This window comes from Bradyrhizobium sp. SZCCHNS30572 (assembly GCF_032484415.1).
GTDB lineage: Bacteria > Pseudomonadota > Alphaproteobacteria > Rhizobiales > Xanthobacteraceae > Bradyrhizobium.
This window is the reverse complement of sequence record NZ_JAUESY010000005.1, coordinates 595112-610373: the sequence shown is the minus strand read 5'-3', so window position 1 is coordinate 610373 and position 15262 is coordinate 595112. Positions and strand designations below refer to the sequence as shown.

General features: G+C 66.1%; 14 protein-coding genes. 11 read left to right on the top strand and 3 right to left on the bottom strand.

The annotated features are described in order from the left end of the window. Nucleotides 1-16: 16 nt before the first annotated feature. The gene (locus QX048_RS16985) at nucleotides 17-1201 is read right to left on the bottom strand and encodes an ABC transporter substrate-binding protein (protein ID WP_315715618.1); all 1185 of its coding nucleotides are present in this window, start codon (nucleotides 1199-1201) and stop codon (nucleotides 17-19) included. A 305-nt stretch (nucleotides 1202-1506) separates the two neighbouring features. Here QX048_RS16985 and QX048_RS16980 point away from each other — a divergent pair, with 305 nt between their 5' ends. The 4 genes from QX048_RS16980 (at nucleotide 1507) to QX048_RS16965 (ending at nucleotide 5303) form a co-directional block, all read left to right on the top strand. Continuing rightward, on the top strand, nucleotides 1507-2001 hold the full coding sequence (locus QX048_RS16980; RefSeq protein WP_315751998.1) for a MarR family transcriptional regulator: 495 nt from the start codon (nucleotides 1507-1509) through the stop codon (nucleotides 1999-2001). A gap of 165 nt (nucleotides 2002-2166) precedes the next feature. Beyond that, entirely contained in the window at nucleotides 2167-3858 is a 1692-nt protein-coding gene (locus QX048_RS16975) for a benzoate-CoA ligase family protein (protein ID WP_315826466.1), read from the top strand. A gap of 21 nt (nucleotides 3859-3879) precedes the next feature. Next, nucleotides 3880-4326, top strand: coding sequence for a RidA family protein (locus QX048_RS16970; RefSeq protein WP_315715621.1), 447 nt, complete (start codon nucleotides 3880-3882; stop codon nucleotides 4324-4326). A 701-nt stretch (nucleotides 4327-5027) separates the two neighbouring features. Then, on the top strand, nucleotides 5028-5303 hold the full coding sequence (locus QX048_RS16965) for a hypothetical protein (protein ID WP_315715622.1): 276 nt from the start codon (nucleotides 5028-5030) through the stop codon (nucleotides 5301-5303). Nucleotides 5304-5605: 302 nt separating this feature from the next. Here QX048_RS16965 and QX048_RS16960 read toward each other — a convergent pair whose 3' ends face one another. Together QX048_RS16960 and QX048_RS16955 are read right to left on the bottom strand one after the other, a co-directional pair. After that, complete coding sequence (locus tag QX048_RS16960; protein WP_315826465.1) at nucleotides 5606-6979, bottom strand: vWA domain-containing protein; 1374 nt, start codon at nucleotides 6977-6979, stop codon at nucleotides 5606-5608. A 7-nt stretch (nucleotides 6980-6986) separates the two neighbouring features. After that, on the bottom strand, nucleotides 6987-7946 hold the full coding sequence (locus QX048_RS16955) for a MoxR family ATPase (protein ID WP_315715624.1): 960 nt from the start codon (nucleotides 7944-7946) through the stop codon (nucleotides 6987-6989). A 276-nt stretch (nucleotides 7947-8222) separates the two neighbouring features. On the opposite strand from QX048_RS16955, the gene QX048_RS16950 reads away from it, so the two are divergent. From QX048_RS16950 to QX048_RS16920, 7 genes are all read left to right on the top strand, one after another. Beyond that, on the top strand, nucleotides 8223-8636 hold the full coding sequence (locus QX048_RS16950; RefSeq protein WP_315826496.1) for a TspO/MBR family protein: 414 nt from the start codon (nucleotides 8223-8225) through the stop codon (nucleotides 8634-8636). A 246-nt stretch (nucleotides 8637-8882) separates the two neighbouring features. Further along, complete coding sequence (locus tag QX048_RS16945; protein WP_315715625.1) at nucleotides 8883-9782, top strand: LysR substrate-binding domain-containing protein; 900 nt, start codon at nucleotides 8883-8885, stop codon at nucleotides 9780-9782. Nucleotides 9783-10223: 441 nt separating this feature from the next. Beyond that, entirely contained in the window at nucleotides 10224-11600 is a 1377-nt protein-coding gene (locus tag QX048_RS16940; protein ID WP_315826464.1) for an MFS transporter, read from the top strand. Nucleotides 11601-11648: 48 nt separating this feature from the next. After that, on the top strand, nucleotides 11649-12674 hold the full coding sequence (locus QX048_RS16935; protein WP_008971778.1) for an amidohydrolase family protein: 1026 nt from the start codon (nucleotides 11649-11651) through the stop codon (nucleotides 12672-12674). A 17-nt stretch (nucleotides 12675-12691) separates the two neighbouring features. Next, nucleotides 12692-13387, top strand: a complete 696-nt coding sequence (gene ligK, locus QX048_RS16930; protein ID WP_011925385.1) for a 4-carboxy-4-hydroxy-2-oxoadipate aldolase/oxaloacetate decarboxylase — start codon at nucleotides 12692-12694, stop codon at nucleotides 13385-13387. Nucleotides 13388-13389: 2 nt separating this feature from the next. Beyond that, nucleotides 13390-14328, top strand: coding sequence for an NAD(P)-dependent oxidoreductase (locus tag QX048_RS16925; protein WP_315715630.1), 939 nt, complete (start codon nucleotides 13390-13392; stop codon nucleotides 14326-14328). 8 nt (nucleotides 14329-14336) lie between these two features. Then, a complete protein-coding gene (locus QX048_RS16920; protein WP_315826463.1) occupies nucleotides 14337-15251 on the top strand; it encodes an amidohydrolase family protein in 915 nt (304 codons plus the stop codon). Nucleotides 15252-15262 lie beyond the last annotated feature (11 nt).

Genomic DNA, 15262 nt, shown 5'->3' with positions numbered 1-15262 from the left:
TTTTCGCTCCCTGCTGTTACTTGGCCGCGCAATCCTTGGCGTAGCGGTCGGCGTAGTTTTCAAACACCTTCTGCACGATCTCGGTCTGGAACTTGCCGTCCGGCCGCTTGGCGACCTTGGTCAGATAGAAGTCCTGGATCGGATAGCCGTTGGTGTTGAACTTGAAGTTACCGCGCAGCGAGGCAAAATCGGCCTTCTTCAGCGCCGCGGCCACTGCATCCTTGTTGCTGAGGTTGCCGCCGACCGCCTTCACGGCGCTGTCGATCAGCAGCGCAGCGTCATAGGCCTGCATCGCGTAGGTGCCGGGCACGCTGTTGTAGGCGGCCTCGTAGCCGGCGACGAACTTCTTGCTCTGCGGATTGTCGAAATTGGGCGCCCAGTTGGCGCCGCCGAACATTCCGACCGCGGCATCCTGCTGCGCAGGGAGCGTGGATTCGTCGACCGTGAAGGCCGAGAGCACCGGAATGGTGTCGGCAAGGCCGGCCTGCTTGAACTGCTTGACGAGGTTCACGCCCATGCCACCCGGCATGAAGGTGAACACGGCGTCCGGCTTCTGCGAGGAGATCTTGGACAGCTCGGGCTGGAAGTCGAGCGTGTTGAGCGGAACGTAGGACTCTTCGACGATCTCGCCCTTGTAGTCGAGCTTGAAGCCGGCGACGGAATCGCGCCCGGCCTGATAGTTCGGAACCAGCAGATACATCTTCTTGTAGCCGCGGTCCTGCGCGACCTTGCCGAGAACGGCATGCACCTGGTCGTTCTGGTACGAGGTCACGTAGAAGTAGGGGCTGCACTCCTTGCCGGCGTAGCTGGACGGACCGGCATTCGGGCTGATCAGGAACGTCTTGTTCTCGGTGACCGGCCGGTGGATCGCCTGCAGCATGTTGGAGAAGATCGGACCGACGACGAAGTCGACCTTGTCACGCTCGAGCAGGCCCTTGACCTTGGTGATCGCGGCGTCCGGCTTCAGCTCGTCGTCGGCGACGACCACCTCGACGTCCTTGCCGCCCATCTTGCCGCCGAGGTCCTTGATGGCAAGGTTGAAGCCGTCGCGGACCTGGCCGCCGAGCGCGGCGGCGGGGCCGGAGAGGGTGACGATGACGCCGATCTTGATCTTGTCGTCGGCCAGCGCCGGCTGGGCGAGCAGGCTCGCGGCAATGCCAAGACCGACGCCGAGACCGGCCAGCTTCGAACTCATTTTCATGACGACTCCCCCGGGATGCGGAAATTCAGGTTTATGTTTTTTGCACCTGACCAAACGATGGGCCAGACCGCAGCTTGGTCACAAGCCTAGTCTGATGACGCCCTCAGCTGCAAGCGAGCTGCTTGCGGAAGGGGCAGTTTCGGCACGCATGCAAGCGCCGCGCCAATTGCTTGAAGGTTAAAGGAATTGCCGCCTCATCGTCCTGCGCAAAATGACGGTACATTTTTCCTTGCTCCCAGGAGGTCCTGAAGGTCAAACTCACGAGCCTCGCCAGACGAGGCTGAACGTGCCCAAGTGATTCCGTCATGACGCTTGATTCCGAGACCAAGGCCGTCGAGCTGCCCGAGGACCATGCCGAGGAGCTGCGGCTGTGGCTGCGCCTGCTCACCTGTACGACCCTGATCGAAGGCGAGATCCGCAGCCGGCTGCGCGAGCGTTTCGACGTGACCCTGCCGCGTTTCGACCTGATGGCGCAGCTCGACAAGGCGCCTGATGGCATGACCCTGTCCGACGTCTCCAAGCGCATGATGGTCTCGAACGGCAACGTCACCGGACTGGTCGAGCGCCTCGTCGAATCCGGCCATCTGGATCGCCGCACCTCCGACACCGACCGCCGCGTCCAGGTGATCCGGCTGACCAAGCTCGGCCGCGCCGAATTCCGCAAGATGGCGGCCGAGCACGAGACCTGGATCGCGGACATCTTCGGCGATCTCACGGAGAAGGACGTGCGCGAGTTGATGCGGCTGCTCGCCAAGACCAAGGGATCGGCGCAGAAGGCCGTGCAGCGCCGGCAGGATTGAAGCGGGCCTGACAGGACGTCGCAGGCCACGCTGCCACGCGCGGCAGGCGCTCAAACAATTTGCGGGCAGTGCACAATCTTCGGCTCTTGCGCCTAGATGTTTTAAGTCTAAAATGTTTAGGACTGAAACGTGCCGGGCGTCCTTCCCTTCAGACAGGAGCGTGTGATGGCCACTGCCGCCAAGGTTCAGCAGCCGGAGAGCGCCAGCGCGCATGCGCATAGCGCCCACGTCGACACCTTCGCCCAGGACAATCTACCGCCGCGTGAGCTGTGGCCAGACTTCGTCTTCAGCCGGCCCGAATTCCAGTATCCGCCGCGGCTGAACTGCGTGACGCATTTCGTCGATCGCTGGGTCAAGGAGGGGCGGGGCGATGCGCCATGCATCATCAGCGCTGACATCAGCTACACCTATCGTGAGCTGCAGGCGCTGGTGAACAGAATCGCCAACGTTCTGGTCGGCAAGCTCGGTCTCGTGCCCGGCGGCCGCGTGCTGCTCCGCTCCGCGAACAATCCGATGATGGTTGCCGCCTATCTGGCCGTCATCAAGGCCGGCGGCATCGTGGTCGCCACCATGCCGCTGCTGCGCGCCAAAGAGCTGTCCTATCCGATCCAGAAGGCGCAGATCGCGCTGGCCTTGTGCGACGGCAAGCTGGCCGACGAGATGGAAAAGACCCGCCCGATCGCGCCGGCGCTGAAGCAGGTGGTCTATTGGGGCAACGGCCAGCCCAACGCGCTGGAGGCGCTGATCGCCGATGCCAGCCCGGAGTTCACCGCGGTCGATACCGCCTCCGACGATCTCTGCCTGATCGCCTTCACCTCCGGCACGACCGGCGATCCCAAGGGCACGATGCATTTCCACCGCGACATGCTCGCGGTGTGCGACGGCTACGCCCGCAACGTGCTGCGCGCCAGCCAGAGCGACCGCTTCATCGGCACCGCACCGCTCGCCTTCACCTTCGGCTTCGGCGGCGTGCTGTTTCCGATGCACATCGGGGCATCCTACGTCGTGCTGGAAAAGACCTCGCCGGACGATCTGCTCGCGGCCATCGAGCGCTACAAGGCCACCATCTGCTTCACGGCGCCGACCGCCTATCGGGCGATGCTGAGCAAGCTCGAGGGGCGCGACATCTCCTCGCTGCGCAAATGCGTCTCCGCCGGTGAGACCCTGCCGAAGCCGACCTTCGACGCCTGGCTGAAGGCGACCGGGCTGAAGCTGATGGACGGCATCGGCTCGACCGAGATGCTGCATATCTTCATCAGTGCCGTCGAGGACGAGATCCGTCCCGGCGCCACCGGCAAGCCGGTGCCGGGCTACGAGGCCAAGATCGTCGACGACGAGGGCCACGACGTGCCGCCGGGCACGATGGGGCGGCTCGCGGTGCGGGGTCCCACCGGCTGCCGCTATCTCGCCGACGAGCGTCAGCGCAAATACGTCCAGAACGGCTGGAATGTCACCGGCGACACCTATGTGATGGATGAGGACGGCTACTTCTGGTATCAGTCGCGCTCTGACGACATGATCGTCTCGTCCGGCTACAACATCGCCGGCACCGACGTCGAGGCGGCGCTGTTGACGCATGCGGCGGTCGCCGAATGCGGCGTCGTCGGTGCTCCCGACGACGCGCGCGGAATGGTCGTGAAGGCGTATGTCGTGCTGGCGCCGGGGGTGGAAGGCACGCCGGCGCTGGTGGCCGAGCTGCAGGAGCATGTCAAACGCGAGATCGCGCCGTACAAATATCCGCGCGCGATCGAGTTCGTGACGCAACTGCCCAAGACCGAGACCGGCAAGCTGAAGCGGTTCGCCCTGCGGCAGATCGCGCAGGCTGCCGCTACGCCGTCGCCCGGCGCGGCCTCGTAGGAGAGACAAGGAGAGACGTTCGTGAGCACGACCAAGGCGCCCACGCTGGCCGTGGTGAAGCAGGATGAGGCCGAGGGCATGCGCGTTCTGCAGCCGAGCGGCTGGCCGATGCCAAAGGGCTACGCCAACGGCATCAGTGCCGAGGGGCGCATCGTCGTCACCGGCGGCGTGATCGGTTGGGACGCGAGCGAGACGCTCGCCGATGGCTTTGTGACGCAGGTCCGGCAGGCGCTGGAAAACATCGCCGCGATCCTGGCTGAAGGCAATGCGCGTCCGGAGCACCTGGTGCGGCTGACCTGGTACGTCGTCGACATGGATGAGTATCTCGGCAATTTGAGGGAGCTTGGGAAGATCTATCGCGAGATCTTTGGCAGTCATTATCCCGCGATGGCCCTGGTGCAGGTCGTCAGGCTGGTCGAGAAGGCCGCGCGGGTGGAGATCGAGGCGACTGCGGTGGTGCCGCGCTGAGGGCGCGTGCTGCCGGCAGGGGCTGGTCTTTGATCGGTCGAACTTGGAACGTGACATCGCGTTCTCGCGGCTGGTCGGCCCGAGCTTTGCTGGTCGATCACCCCCGGCGAAAATCGAGGGCGCAGGGAAGGCCGGGTGTCCACCACACCCGCGGCCCCCGTGCGACAGAAAATGCACGGGGCAGGAACCACAGGTGGGCCGAACATGCCGGCCTTCCCTGCGCGATGTTTGACGGCTTATACGTGGTCTCCCTGGTGCGCCGGGCTTGTTGGCCACCATGATCCGCGCGATGCACTGAGCATCGTCGCGAACGTGATACCAGCGTCGGGGTATCAGGACATCACGACTTCACCGTACGCCACGACATCACTCGTCCGCGCAACAAGCGCATGATGCAACGGCGTCCACCGCGGCCTGCCCCACGTATCGTGACGACGCGTACGCCCCTCTTCGCCTGGGCAGGTTGGGCGCAAGCATCGTCGTGATTTGCCCGACGGCACAAGGCCAGCGCGCTGCGACATGGTAACGCGACGGGCAGTCACACAGGACATCACGGTTCGCAGGCATGTCGCTTCGTTAGTGGAACAATTGTGGTCGTCTGATGATCCTGCCGCCGAATGAACGACTTGGGATCGCCATGTCGCAGACATCAACCTGTTCGAGCGTGACGGCGCAGTGGCGGGTGAGAGCAGGGGGCGGACTTGGACTGGAAACTCTTCGTGACGACGGCGCTGGCCGCCGGCATCGGCGCTGCGGCCGGCGCGCTGGCATTGGCGACGGCCGGGGGCGGCGGCATCGAGCATCAGGCCGACGCCAAGATGCTGGAGATCGGCGTCGCCATCCTGCGCGAGCCGGCGCGGGTGGATGACGATCCGATGCGGTCATGGGCCGTGCGGGTGGTCGAGAAGAAGTCGGGTGTGACTTTTACAGATCAGCAGCGCGCGGCGTTGCTGAAGCGCGCCGCGGGGGGACGGTAGCTCCGCTCCCGGTGCGTAGGGTGGGCAAAGGCGCGCCCTGATCGCGATTGTTTTTTGGCACTGTCTGATCGCGCCGTGCCCGCCGTTGTTCGCGGACGGTCCGCCGGTGGGCACGCGATCGTGCGGCTTACTCCGCACGACGGCTTTGTCCACCCTACGAACTTATGGCGTCATTGCGAGGAGCGCAGCGACGAAGCAATCCAGAGTCGCGCACTCGGCCCTGGATTGCTTCCGCCTTCGCCCGAGAGGGCTTCGGCGGACACGTCGCTGCGCTCGCAATGACGCGTGGGGAGAGCGGAGTGCTACTGATACGCCGAGACGATGTCGCTCACAGCGCGTTCCAATTGCTGAGCTGTCGCGCAGGGGCGCACGACGTTGCAGAAGGTCTGGTAGCGCGGCATCTCTGAATCGCCCCAGCCCCAGGTCATACGGCCCTCGGGATTGAGCCAGACCACGCGCTTGGCGCGTTCGGAGATGGCTTTGAGGATGTCGGCGCGTGGGTCGAGCTTGTTGCTGCGGGCATCACCCAGAATGATCACGGTGGTCTGTGGCGTCACCGACGACATGAACTGCTTCTCGAAATCCACCAGCGACGAGCCGTAGTCGGACGAGCCGAAGCCGACCTTGTCCATGATCTCGGCCATGGCCTCCTCGGCCGGCTTCTGCTCAAGGATCTCGCTGACCTCGATCAGGTGGCCGGAGAACGCGAACGAGCGAACATCGCTGACGACGTCGTGCAGGCTGTGGATCAGCAGCAGGAAGAAATCCGAGACGCGGGCGACGGAGCCCGAGACGTCGCACAGCGCGACGATCTTCGGGCGGTCGCGGTGCCGGCGCTTCCACGCGGTGAGGAAGGGCACGCTGCCCCAGGCCGCGTTGCGGCGGAGGGTGCGGCGGACGTCGAGATGGCCGCGGCGCTGGCGCTTGCGCGGCTTCGCATAGCGCTCGCGCAGGCGGCGCGCGATCTGCCGGATCAGCGCGCGCATCTCCGCGACCTGGCGCGGCTCGATCCGCGACAGCTGCGCGTTGCGCAGGATCTCGTGGCGCAGGTTCTCGGTCTCCTCGCGGCCGTACAGCGCGAGCGCCTGCGCGACCGCATCGCGCACGGTGTCGCGCAGGCCGTCGAGCCCGGCCTGCAGCCGCTCCGCCAACGCCGGATTGGTCTCGGTGAGCCTATCGAGATCGTCGCGCAGCCGCTGGATCCCCATCGTCTCCAGCATGCGGCTGGAGAACAGGCCGCGCTGGGTGAAGTAGCGGATCTCCGACAGCCCGACGGCGCTGGACGCGTTGGCGATCGCGGCCGAGATGTCAGCCGTGTTCTGCGCCAGCAGCATCTGGGCAAGAGCGCCGAGCTCCGCGTCCGCCTCACCGCCGATCGGCTCTCCGGATGGCGGGGCCGACTGGGCCTCATTCGACGCCGCGTCCTGCTGCGTCTCGTCATTCGCCTCGGCCTGCGCCGGATCGACATGGGCGAAGAACAGGTCGAAGCAGGCGCCGAGCGCCTTCTTCTCGTCCTCGCTCTTGGCGAGCGTCAGCAGCAGGCTGTCGCGCAGCACCGTGCGATCGGCGAGACCGACGCTCGCCACAGCGCGCATCGCGTCGATGCTCTCGGCCGGCGACACGTGCACGCCGGCGCCGCGCGCCGCCCGAAAGAACCGATGCAGGTTCTCCTGCATGAGAGCCTCACCCGAAGATGTTCTGGCGCTGCGCCTTGGCGACGAAGGTCGTCACCTGCGGCAGCGCCACCTCGATGTCGGACTCGTATTTCAAGAGAACGTTGAGCGTATCCTTCACCACGTCATGGCCGAGCTCGGCCGCCTGCAGCAGCACCAGCACGCGCGCCCAGTCGATGGTCTCGCTGACCGACGGCTGCTTCTTCAGGTCGAGCGTTCTGACGTCGTGGATGAAGGCCACGAGCTGCCGGCGCAGATTCTGCGAGATGCCGGGCACGCGGCTCTCGACGATGCGCTCTTCCAGCCGCTGCTCGGGGAAGCCGATGTGCAGATGCAGGCAGCGCCGCTTCAGGGCGTCGCCGAGATTGCGCTCGGAGTTGGAGGTCAGGATCACGGTCGGCGGCTTGGCGGCGGCGATGCTGCCGAGCTCGGGGATCGTGACCTGGAAGTCCGAAAGGATCTCCAGCAGCAGCGACTCGAACTCGGCGTCGGACTTGTCGATCTCGTCGATCAGCAGCACGCAGCCGTTGGGCTCGAGCAGCGCCTGCAGCAGCGGCCGCGGCTCGACGAACTCCTTAGAGAAGAACACGTCGCCGAAATCGTGCAGCTGGCCGAGCGCGGCATGCAAGGTCTGAGCGCCGCCGAGCACCTCGCCGAGCTTGTCCTTCAGGATCTGGGTGTAGAGCAGCTGCTTGGCGTATTTCCACTCGTAGAGCGCCTTGGCCTCGTCGAGCCCCTCATAACATTGCAGCCGGATCATCTTGAGGCCGCGCCAGGCGGCGATCGCCTTGGCAAGCTCGGTCTTGCCGACGCCGGCTGGGCCCTCGACCAGGATCGGCTTGTCGATCGCCTGCGACAGGTAGACGGCGGTGGCGATCTGGCGGCTGGCGATATAGCCCTGGGCGGCGAGGCCGGCCTCGACGGCCGCGATCGAGGCGATGGCTGAAGAGGGGGCCGGGGAATCAGCCACTGACGAAACTCCGTTTCCTGGTATCAGGACCCGGCGCAGATGTGATCGGCGTTCCGGCCCCTGGACATTGGTGGTCAGGCGAAAACCCTGACTTTTCCTCGCATTGTGTTATGTCCTGGCTACGCGTCCCGGGCAGCCCTGTCCAGTGCGCGCGTGGGTGCCTCGGCCGCATGGCTGCCGGTCGCCAGCGGACCGGACCGAGAACCTCCTCCTGCAAATCACGCCGAGCGGAATATGAACCGATCCATCCTGCATCTCCTCGTCCTGCTGGTTCTCGTGGTCGGAGGCGGCTGGATCATCGGCGCCTCCAACATGCCCGGCGCCTGGTACGGCTCGCTCAACAAGCCTTGGTTCACCCCGCCCGGCTGGCTGTTTCCGATCGCCTGGACGGTGCTCTACGTCATGATCGCGGTCGCCGGCTGGCGCACCTATGAGCGGGTCGAAAGCGGTGCGGTGATGCAGGTGTGGTGGGGACAGCTAGTGCTGAACTTCGCCTGGTCGCCGGTGTTCTTCACCGCGCATCTGATGTGGGTCGCGTTCGCGATCATCGCCAGCATGTTCGTGCTGATCGTGACCTTCATCGTGATGCAATGGCGCGAGGACCGGATCGCGGCGCTGCTGTTCGTGCCCTATGCCTGTTGGGTCGCGTTCGCGTCGGCGCTGAATTTCTCGGTGAACGTGCTGAATTGAGATGAGGCGGCTGATGGGGCGACGCTGTCAACAATCGGGTGTGCTGCCGCCGCATCCTCCGCTGTGGTCCCTGCGAACGCAGGGACCCATACCGCGGACGGCCGATTGTCGGAAAAGACTCCGAGTTGCCTTTCGTGCTCAACAATCAGGGCCGGTGGTTATGGGTCCCTGCGTTCGCAGGGACGACAGTCGGGGGTGGGGCGGGCAGCGCGGCAGACTGACGCTTGATGGTCGAGGCCTTCACCCATGAACCTCAAGCAGCTCGAATATTTCGTGCAGGTCGCCGAGCTCGGCTCGTTCAGCAAGGCCGCGTCCGTGCTCGACGTGGCGCAGCCGGCGCTGTCGCGGCAGGTGCGGGCGCTGGAATCGGAGTTGAAGCAGCAGCTGTTCGCGCGCAACGGGCGCGGCGTGGCGCTGACCGAGGCCGGCAAGCGGCTGCTCGACCACAGCGTCGGCGTGCTGCAGCTGGTGGCGCATGCGCGCGAAGATCTCGGCGCCAGCCGAGATGCGCCGGTCGGCCGCGTCACCATCGGCCTGCCACCGAGCATCGCGCGGCAATTGACGCTGCCGCTGATCGATCGCTTCCGCAAGGAGTATCCGGCGGCGCGACTGGCCGTCGTCGAGGGCCTGTCGACGCATGTGGTGGAGTGGGTCACCACCGGACGCATCGACGTCGGCATGGTCTACAATCCCGAGGCCCAGGCCGGCATCGAGATCACGCCGGTGCTGCAGGAGCCGCTGGCGCTGGTGAGCCATGCGCCCAAGGGCAAGCGCCGCGTCACCGCGCCGCTGCCGATGGCCGAGCTGTCGCGCTACAGCCTGATCATGCCGGAGCGGGTGCACGCGATGCGGCGCCTGCTGGAGACGCAGGCGGCGCTCGCCGGGATCAAGCTCGACATCGCCTGGGAGGTGTCGAGCGTGCCCTCGATCATCGATCTCGTCTGCGCCGGCTACGGCCACGCCGTGCTGACCCCGAGTGGCGTCGCCGCCTCGGGCCGCGCCAGCGAGCTCGCCATCCGCCCACTGACCGAGCCCGCCCCGACCAGCGTGCTGTGCTTCGTCACCTCGGCGCACAAGCGCCCGACGCCGCTGGCGCAGCAGACCATCAAGCTGGCGACCGCGCTGATCCGGAAGCTGCCGCGGTGAATCGCGGGTGATCTCGGCTCGGGCAGTGCCACCCTCCCCTGGAGGGGGAGGGTCGCTCGCACGCGAAGCGGGCGAGCGGGGTGGGGTGAAGCCATGGACACCGGTGCATCTGGAGAGATCACCCCACCCCGCCTCACGGCTCGCTTCGCTCCCCGTGAGCCGACCCTCCCCCTCCAGGGGAGGGTGGAGCCCGCGGTGTCTGAGTCGTGCGAAAGCCAACAGCGGAGTTGTTCAGACCCATTCTAAAATCAGCATGGCTCATCTGATATCTTATGCCGTTTCAGAATAGCTGATAGAAGCCCCCGGGCGCTGGCGCGGGCCGGCGCGCTCGGTCACATACCCGGTCAAGCCGCCGAAGCAGCAGGGCCGATCCCGTCAGGGATCGCGCGCCCTGCGGACCTCGGCCAACGCGCCAGAACAGCACCCAAGGAAGCAGAAGCGATGCCAACGACCGCCCGCGTCGACGTCCAGGCCTTTCTCGACGACCACAAGTTCTCCGGCTTCCAGTGGCTGATCTTCGCGCTCGGCTTCGTCATCGTGCTGCTCGACGGCTTCGACACCGCGGCGATCGGCTTCATCGCGCCGTCGCTCCTGAAGGAGTGGGGCATCGAGAAATCGGCGCTTGGACCGGTGCTGAGCGCGGCGCTGTTCGGTCTTGCCGGCGGGGCGCTGTTCGCGGGGCCGATCGCCGATCGTCTCGGCCGCAAGCTGGTGCTGGTCGGCTCCGTGCTGGTCTTCGGCATCGCCTGTCTGGCCTCGGCGTTCGCGACCAACCTGACCGAGCTCACCGTGCTCCGCTGCGTCACCGGCATCGGCCTCGGCGCCGCCATGCCGAACGCCGTGACCCTGCTCAGCGAGTACTGTCCGGGCCGGCTGCGCGCGACCATGACCAACCTGATGTTCTGCGGCTTTCCGCTCGGCGCGGCCTGCGGCGGCTTCCTCGCGGCGTGGATGATCCCGCAATGGGGCTGGCGCAGCGTGCTGGTGCTCGGCGGTGTCACCCCGCTGGTGCTGACCGTGCTGCTGATCGCGATCCTGCCGGAGTCGGTGCACTACCTGCTGTCGCGCGGCGCGAGCGTCGAGCGCGTCCGCAAGGTGATGCGCCGGATATCGGCTGCAGCCTCCGATGTCGGCCAGTTCGTGATGCTGGAGCCGGAGCACGCCGAGACCACCCGGCGCGTCAACGCCACCGGCATCGGCATGGTGCTGTCGCCGGTGCTGCGCGTCGGCTCGGTGATGCTGTGGGTCACCTATTTCATGGGGCTCGTGATCTTCTACTCGCTGATCAACTGGATGCCGGTGCTGTTCAAGGATGTCGGGCTCAACCCGCAGACCGCGACCCTGATCTCGGCGCTGTTCCCGCTCGGCGGCGTCGGCGCGGTGTTCTTCGGCCTGCTGATGGACCGCTTCAATGCCAACCGCATCGTGGCGGTCGGCTACGCCCTGACCGCGGTGGCGATCTTCCTGATCGGCCAGGCCGTCGGCAACATCGGCTTCCTGGTGGTGATCGTGTTCGTCGCCGGCGTCGTGATGAACACGGCGCAGTCGTCGCTGCCGGCGCTGGCCGCCGCGTTCTATCCGACCCAGGGCCGCGCCACCGGCGTGGCCTGGATGATGGGCATCGGCCGCTTCGGCGGCATTGCCGGCTCGTTCCTGGTCGCCGAGCTGACCGCGCGGCACCTGACCTTCAGCGAGATTTTCACCGTGATCGCGGTTCCCGGCTTGATCGCGGCGCTCGCCCTTGTGGTAAAGCAGGTCGTGGGACCGGGAGGCCGCGGCAGCGGCGAGGATGTCGGCTCCGCCGTGGTGGCGCATTGAGCGGCGCGCGCCACCGCAAGACACAGAAGCTTTGAGGGAGAGACTGACGTGATCATCGACGTGCACGGCCATTACACGACGGCTCCGAAGGCGCTGGAAGAGTGGCGCAACCGGCAGATCGCGGGCATCAAGGATCCGTCCGTCATGCCGAAGGCCTCCGAGCTCAAGATCAGCGACGACGAGCTGCGCGAGAGCATCGAGAGCAACCAGCTCAAGAAGATGAAGGAGCGCGGCAGCGACCTCACCGTGTTCTCGCCGCGCGCGAGCTTCATGGCTCACCACATCGGCGACTTCCAGGTGTCCTCGACCTGGGCCGCGATCTGCAACGAGCTGTGCTACCGCGTCAGCAAGCTGTTCCCGGACAATTTCATCGGCGTCGCGATGCTGCCGCAGTCGCCGGGCGTCGACCCCAAGACCTGCATTCCCGAACTGGAGAAGTGCATCAAGGAGTACGGCTTCGTCGGCATCAACCTCAACCCGGATCCCTCGGGCGGCCACTGGACCTCGCCGCCGCTGTCGGACCGGCACTGGTATCCGATCTACGAGAAGATGGTCGAGCTCGACATCCCCGCGATGATCCACGTCTCCACCAGCTGCAACGCCTGCTTCCACACCACGGGCGCGCACTACCTCAACGCCGACACCACGGCGTTCATGCAGTGCCTGACGTCGGACCTGTTCAAGGACTTCCCGACGTTGAAGTTCCTGATCCCGCATGGCGGCGGCGCGGTGCCGTACCACTGGGGCAGGTTCCGCGGCCTCGCCCAGGAGCTGAAGAAGCCGCTGTTGAAGGATCACCTGCTCAACAACATCTTCTTCGACACCTGCGTCTATCACCAGCCGGGCATCGACCTGCTGACCGGCGTGATCCCGATCGACAACATCCTGTTTGCGTCGGAAATGATCGGCGCCGTCCGTGGCATCGACCCGGAGACCGGCTTCTACTACGACGACACCAAGCGCTATATCGAGGCCGCCAAGCTGACCCCCGAGCAGCGCCACCAGATCTATGAAGGCAATGCACGGCGCGTGTTCCCGCGGCTCGACGCCGCGTTGAAGGCCAAGGGCAAGTAATCTAAAGGGCAGGCGATATGAGCACCCCCATGAACAATCTCGGCATCGTCAAGACGAAGATCACCCGCGCCGACAAGGCGGCGGTGGAGAAGCTGTCCAAGTTCGGCGTCGCCACCATCCACGAGGCGATGGGCCGCGTCGGCCTGATGCAGTGCTACATGCGCCCGATCTATCCGACGGCGAAAATGTGCGGCACCGCCGTCACCGTGCTGCTGCAGCCCGGCGACAACTGGATGCTGCATGTCGCGGCCGAGCAGATCCAGCCCGGCGACGTCGTCGTCGCCGCCTGCACGGTGGAGAACACCGACGGCTTCTTCGGCGATCTGCTGGCCACCAGCTTCCGCGCCCGCGGCGCCCAGGGCCTCGTCATCGACGGCGGCGTGCGCGACGTTGCTGATCTGACTGAGATGCAGTTCCCGGTGTTCTCGCGCGCCATCTCGGCTCGCGGCACCGTCAAGGCCACGCTCGGCTCGGTCAACATCCCGATCGTCTGCGCCGGAGCTGCCGTCAATCCGGGTGACGTGATCGTCGCCGATGTCGACGGCATCGTCGTGGTGCCGGCCGCGGTCGCCCACCAGGCAGCGGACGCCGCTGCTGCGCGCGAGGCCAACGAGGCCGACAAGCGCGAGAAGCTGGCGTCGGGCGTGCTCGGCCTCGACATGTACAAGATGCGCGAGCCGCTGGCGAAGGCCGGGCTCAAATACATCGATTGAGCATGACCGCGGCGTCCAACCCAAATCCTTCGAACCGATGGCATGTCGGGCTGATCGGCTACGGCGAGGTCGGCAAGATCCTCGCCGAGGATCTGCGCAAGGACGGCGTGCGCGTCTCGGCCTATGACGTCAAGCTGGCCGACTCGCGCGGCGACGCGATGCGTGACCACGCCGACAGCATCGGCGTGACGCTGGCCGCATCGCATGCGGAGCTGGCGGCGGAGGCCGACTTCATCGTCTCCGCGGTGACCGCCAGCCAGGACGTGGCCGTCGCCGAGGCCTGCGCTGCAGCCATCAAGCCTGGCGCGTGGTTCCTCGACTTCAACTCGGCCTCGCCCGGCGCCAAGCAGCGCGCCGCCGCGCTGATCGACGGCGCCGGCGGCCGCTATGTCGAGGGCGCGGTCATGACCTCGGTGCCGCCGTATCGCATCAAGGTGCCGCTGCTGCTCGGCGGCGCCGGCGCGCGCGAGTTGGCGCCGCTGCTCAACGATCTTGGCTTCGCCGCCAAGCCCGCCAGCGACAAGCTCGGCGTCGCCTCGGCGACCAAGATGTGCCGCAGCATCATGATCAAGGGGCTCGAGGCGATGGTGATCGAGAGCTTCACCACCGCGCGCGCCTATGGCGTCGAGGACGCGGTGCTGGCTTCGCTGCAGGAGACGTTCCCCGGCATCGACTGGGAGAAGCAGGGCGCCTATTTCTTTCAGCGCGTGATCGAGCATGGCCGCCGCCGCGCCGAGGAGGTGAGGGAGGTTGCCGAGACCGTGCGCGACATCGGGCTGACGCCGTGGTCGGCGGAAGGCACCGCCGAGCGCCAGGCCTGGGTCGCCGATCTCGCCGATGGCGGCCTGTTCGGCACCCGCGGCACCAAGGAATTCGCGCGCAGCCCGGACTGGCGCACCGAGGCCGATCGCATTCTCAACAAGATCAAGTCCAAGGAGTAGGGAACCTCATGGAGTTCCAGAAGACCCCGGGATGGCTCGACTGGTATGACGGCCCGTCGAAGCCGCACTTCAGGGTGCCGGCCGGCAGTGTCGACGCGCACTGCCACGTGTTCGGCCCCGGCGCCGAATTCCCCTATGCGCCCGAGCGCAAATACACCCCGTGCGACGCGTCCAAGCAGCAGCTTTACGCGCTGCGCGACCATCTCGGCTTCGCGCGCAATGTCGTGGTGCAGGCGACCTGTCACGGCGCCGACAACCGCGCCATGGTCGATGCGCTGGTGCATTCGAACGGCAAGGCCCGCGGCGTCGCCACCGTCAAGCGCAGCGTCAGCGACGCCGAGCTGCAGGCGATGCACGACGCCGGCGTGCGCGGCGTCCGCTTCAATTTTGTCAAGCGCCTGGTTGACTTCACGCCCAAGGACGAGCTGATCGAGATCGCCAACCGCATCAGCAAGCTCGGCTGGCATGTGGTGATCTATTTCGAGGCCGTCGACCTGCCGGAGCTGTGGGACTTCTTCACCTCGCTGCCGACAACCGTCGTCGTCGACCACATGGGCCGTCCCGACGTCACCAAGCCGGTCGATGGTCCCGAGTTCGAGCTGTTCGTGAAGTTCATGCGCGAGCACGGCAACGTCTGGTCGAAGGTGAGCTGCCCGGAGCGTCTGTCGGTCAAGGGACCGCCGGCGCTGAACGGCGAGCAGAACGCCTATCGCGACGTGGTGCCGTTTGCGAAGCGCATCGTCGAGACCTTCCCGGATCGCGTGCTGTGGGGCACCGACTGGCCGCATCCGAACCTGAAGGACCACATGCCCGACGACGGCCTGCTGGTCGACTTCATTCCGCATATCGCCGTCACCGCGGAGCTGCAGCACAAGCTCCTGGTCGACAATCCGATGCGGCTGTACTGGCCCGAAGAATCCTGAAGGAGGGAAGC